We start from the raw sequence: 3659 nt of genomic DNA on the forward strand, positions 1-3659 counted from the left end.
TTTTTATTTGAATCTATTCCCCATATAATTACACCACCAGAAGCATGAGAAAAAAACGATATAGCTTTTTCGTAATTCTTTTTATCATCTATTGAGAGGGTACTAATTGTACAATTTTTTTTGCATTGAAATGTAAGGAATATATTCTCTTCTTGCTGTGTAATGATCATTTTTTGAATGTATGAAAATCCTTCTTGTTGAAACTTTATAAAAATCTTCTTCGCATTCGCCAAATTAAACATTCTCCTTTTCTGCTTTTTAGCAAAATATTTAAAAGAGTAAATCAAAACAAGTAAACTTTGTATAGGAAATATATTTTTTAAAATTCTAATGCTTTTGATTTATTTTTTATTGTATTAATATCCTGGCATTGTTGGGAGAGCTGGGCACATTCATGAAAAGCAAAATGTTTACATCCTACACATTTCGCTTTATTCAAATGTCTTAAAGCACAGTTAATTGCTTCTCCTGTATGATCAAAAAAGTTCTCTTTTCCAATCTCAGCATATAATCCATTCTTAATTAGAGTTGTTTTCAACTCTGATTGAGCCCCTGAAATGAGAAGTACGCCACCTTGTTTTTTAAAATGTTGGACAATATTCCTAAAGTAGACTTCGCCTGTTGTGTCAATAAAAGGAACCTTGCCCATACGTAAGATTAGAATTTTGGGTCTATAATGAATTGTCGCTAAAATGTTTTGTTCAAATGTTTGCGCAGCTCCAAAAAATAATGGACCTTCTATTGTGTAAATACTAATTTGAGGGCAATCATGAGCATTATTTACCACATGCGGTAATAATTTTTCATTCTTTGTTGTATGATCAGGAAGCACTTTTGACATCACAAGCATATTACTCATACGTTTTGTAAACAAAATAATAGCTAAAATAAGACCGATTTCCACAGCCGTTGTCAAACTTGTAAATACAGTAAGGGAAAATGTTACTAGTAATACAAGAGAATCTCCGGTCTTCATTTTAAGTATATGAACAAAATGCTGTTGCTCACTCATATTCCACGCTACAACCATTAAAATAGGAGCCATACTAGCAAGTGGGATGTGGGAGGCGTATGGAGCTAGCAGTAGAAGCGTAAATAACACAAATACTCCGTGAATCACACCGGAAATGGGTGAAACAGCGCCACTTTTAATATTCGTTGCTGTTCGAGCAATTGCTCCAGTCGCCGGAATTCCTCCAAATAATGGGGTAACAATATTAGCAATTCCTTGACCAATAAGTTCTTTATTACTGTTATGTTTACTATTTGTCATCCCATCTGCGACGACAGCAGATAAAAGGGACTCAATACCACCCAACATAGCAATAACAAACGCAGGGCCAATTAAATGTTGGATACGCTCTATTGTGACCTCTGGTATATCAAACTGAGGTAGTGTATTTGGAATCGTACCATATGCTGTACCAATAGTAGGTACATGACCTGAGAAAAATATAGTTGCAATTATAGTCGAAATCAAAACACCTACTAATGAACCCGGTACTTTTGGCAAAATTTTTGGTGTTATGAGTATAACGAAAAAGCAAATCAAAGCAGTTACTACATTATAAAAATTAGTGGTACCGATATGAGTAAATATTTCTTTCAAGTTTGCTATAAAAGCCTCATGTTTTTTTATGCCTGTTAAACCTAAAAAACTAGGAATTTGTCCAGTGAATATAATAACAGCAATACCTGACGTAAAACCAATTGTTACAGGACGTGGGATGAACTTAATCAGCGAACCTAATTTAAAAATTCCCATAAGGCATAAGATAATTCCAGCAAGTAAACCAGCAAGTAGTAAATCTTCATACCCATAAGTAATGACAATTCCTAAAAGTATTGGAACAAAAGCACCTGTAGGACCTCCAATTTGATACCTTGAACCACCAAATAGAGAAATAAGTATTCCTGCAATACATGTTGTATATATTCCATACTCTGGTTTTACACCAGAAGCTATAGCAAAAGACATAGCAAGAGGAATCGCAACAACTCCAACAATCAGTCCTGAAAGAAGATCTTTTTGAAAATGCCCTAATGAATATCCTTTAAACCTTCCTGTAAATAAACCTCTCATTACAAACCCTTCTTTTCTATTTTTAATAAACCCGGATTACAAATAGGTTTCGCATTCGCTTATACAGGAGAATTTAATTTTTATAAAAGAGAACGACATCCTAATACTTACTATAAGTTTTGCTTAAATGGCGTTCTAATTTCCCTATATCTCCACCTTGTTGTACATGGAATTGTAATTTTTCCGCTAGAAGTTCTCCAGCCCGACTATCTAGCTTTTTCGTATCAATAAACGATGTGACTTTTACTTTATCTGGGGTAATATCTCTACGAAACATCTGTCCTGGAATATCAGACCAAAAACTATTCCATTCTTCTAATAATCCTATTTGATCAAACAAAAAGTTCTGAATGCCGCATAACCATGCTGTACAAGCTGTATTCCTTTTTTGACATCCAATACCATCTTGTAAATGTTGACATGAAAAGCAACAAGAATATCCACTTTTAATGCAAACATTACAAACGTGATGAGCTCCTATAGAGTGAAATATCTCAATTCCATGTTGGATGATATCTTCTCTTTTAGCCTCATTTCTCAATTTATTTCTCCTTTACCATTTCGCTTTCTGCTTCATCTAGCTCTTCTAACATAGAAATTGTATCAATTAAATGATTGTTAAAAATTTTCCGCGCAACCACCAATAAATTCATAATCATAGGATCTCGAAGGGAGTATAATACTCGTTTTCCATCTTTAGTGCCAACAACAATATTTTTCGCTCGTAATACACTTAATTGTTGAGAAACTGCAGAACCTTCTTTTTTAAGAATGCTTTGAATTTCATTTACACTTTTTTCACCTTCTGATAGAACTTCCAAAATCCCTATTCGTAAAGGATGCGCTAAAGCTTTAAAGAAATCTGCTTTAAATTGTTGCATTTCAGTTCCCATTAAAACACCTCTAGTATTTATTTACATTTAACATTTCAGAAGTATCCTATACATCTTCAAATGTTTGAATATGTATAGGATACTTCTAAAGCCAAGAATTATCAATACAAATTTAGAAACTTAACATAGGTAAATAAATGGTTTTTGGTTGAAATTACGATACTTTCTTTCGTACACAAAAATCCTATGTATCCTAGACTATACTTCTAGAGAAACCTTATACCAACAGGTTCAAAGGCGATTGAATACGGGAAAAATAAATAATGCATTTACATGAATAGACTCAAATAACGAAAAAACATTAAAGAAAAGAGGATTTACGGATCTATAAGAACGGAATATTTATTCAAGTAAGGGTGAGCTGTAAAAAAATGTAACAATCTAGTTGTAGTATGACGAATAATGAAAAGAACCCGTTAGTAAAAAACGGATTCTTTCCACTAGGTGTGCAAGAAATTCAAGGTGCCTCTGATAAAATCACTTGTATTTTTTAGTGCACGCACAAGTTTGAACAAAATATTTATTTGAACGTAAAAAGGATTTATTCAAGATAAAGATGCTTTTTGAAAAAGTAGGTGAACGCCTAAAGGGAATTAGTGAAAGACAAATTAATTTTGATGGGTTACTTGAAGAGTCGAGGGCAATTGTTATACACATTGATAAATAGTTGGTTACTTATATAT

At 32.9% G+C, this 3659-nt stretch carries 3 protein-coding genes and 1 pseudogene; all 4 read right to left on the bottom strand.

The genetic code is table 11. The features are described from left to right. Window positions 1–233 (bottom strand): annotated as a pseudogene (locus ACQGS6_RS24590) (hypothetical protein); the annotation flags it as partial. 86 nt (window positions 234–319) lie between these two features. Further along, complete coding sequence (locus ACQGS6_RS24595) at window positions 320–2083, bottom strand: SulP family inorganic anion transporter (RefSeq protein ID WP_426965750.1); 1764 nt, start codon at window positions 2081–2083, stop codon at window positions 320–322. Window positions 2084–2183: 100 nt separating this feature from the next. After that, the gene (locus ACQGS6_RS24600; protein ID WP_001243315.1) at window positions 2184–2624 is read right to left on the bottom strand and encodes a hypothetical protein; all 441 of its coding nucleotides are present in this window, start codon (window positions 2622–2624) and stop codon (window positions 2184–2186) included. 1 nt (window position 2625) lies between these two features. Then, complete coding sequence (locus ACQGS6_RS24605; protein WP_000536396.1) at window positions 2626–2976, bottom strand: ArsR/SmtB family transcription factor; 351 nt, start codon at window positions 2974–2976, stop codon at window positions 2626–2628. Window positions 2977–3659 lie beyond the last annotated feature (683 nt).

The sequence above is a fragment of the Bacillus sp. GMs2/2 genome (genome assembly GCF_050172095.1).
GTDB lineage: Bacteria > Bacillota > Bacilli > Bacillales > Bacillaceae_G > Bacillus_A > Bacillus_A cereus.

What these genes read in the sequence shown, in the direction of transcription:
- ACQGS6_RS24595 (WP_426965750.1), bottom strand. Translation starts at nt 2,083, where the DNA reads ATGAGAGGTTTATTTACAGGAAGGTTTAAAGGATATTCATTAGGGCAT.
- ACQGS6_RS24605 (WP_000536396.1), bottom strand. Translation starts at nt 2,976, where the DNA reads ATGGGAACTGAAATGCAACAATTTAAAGCAGATTTCTTTAAAGCTTTA.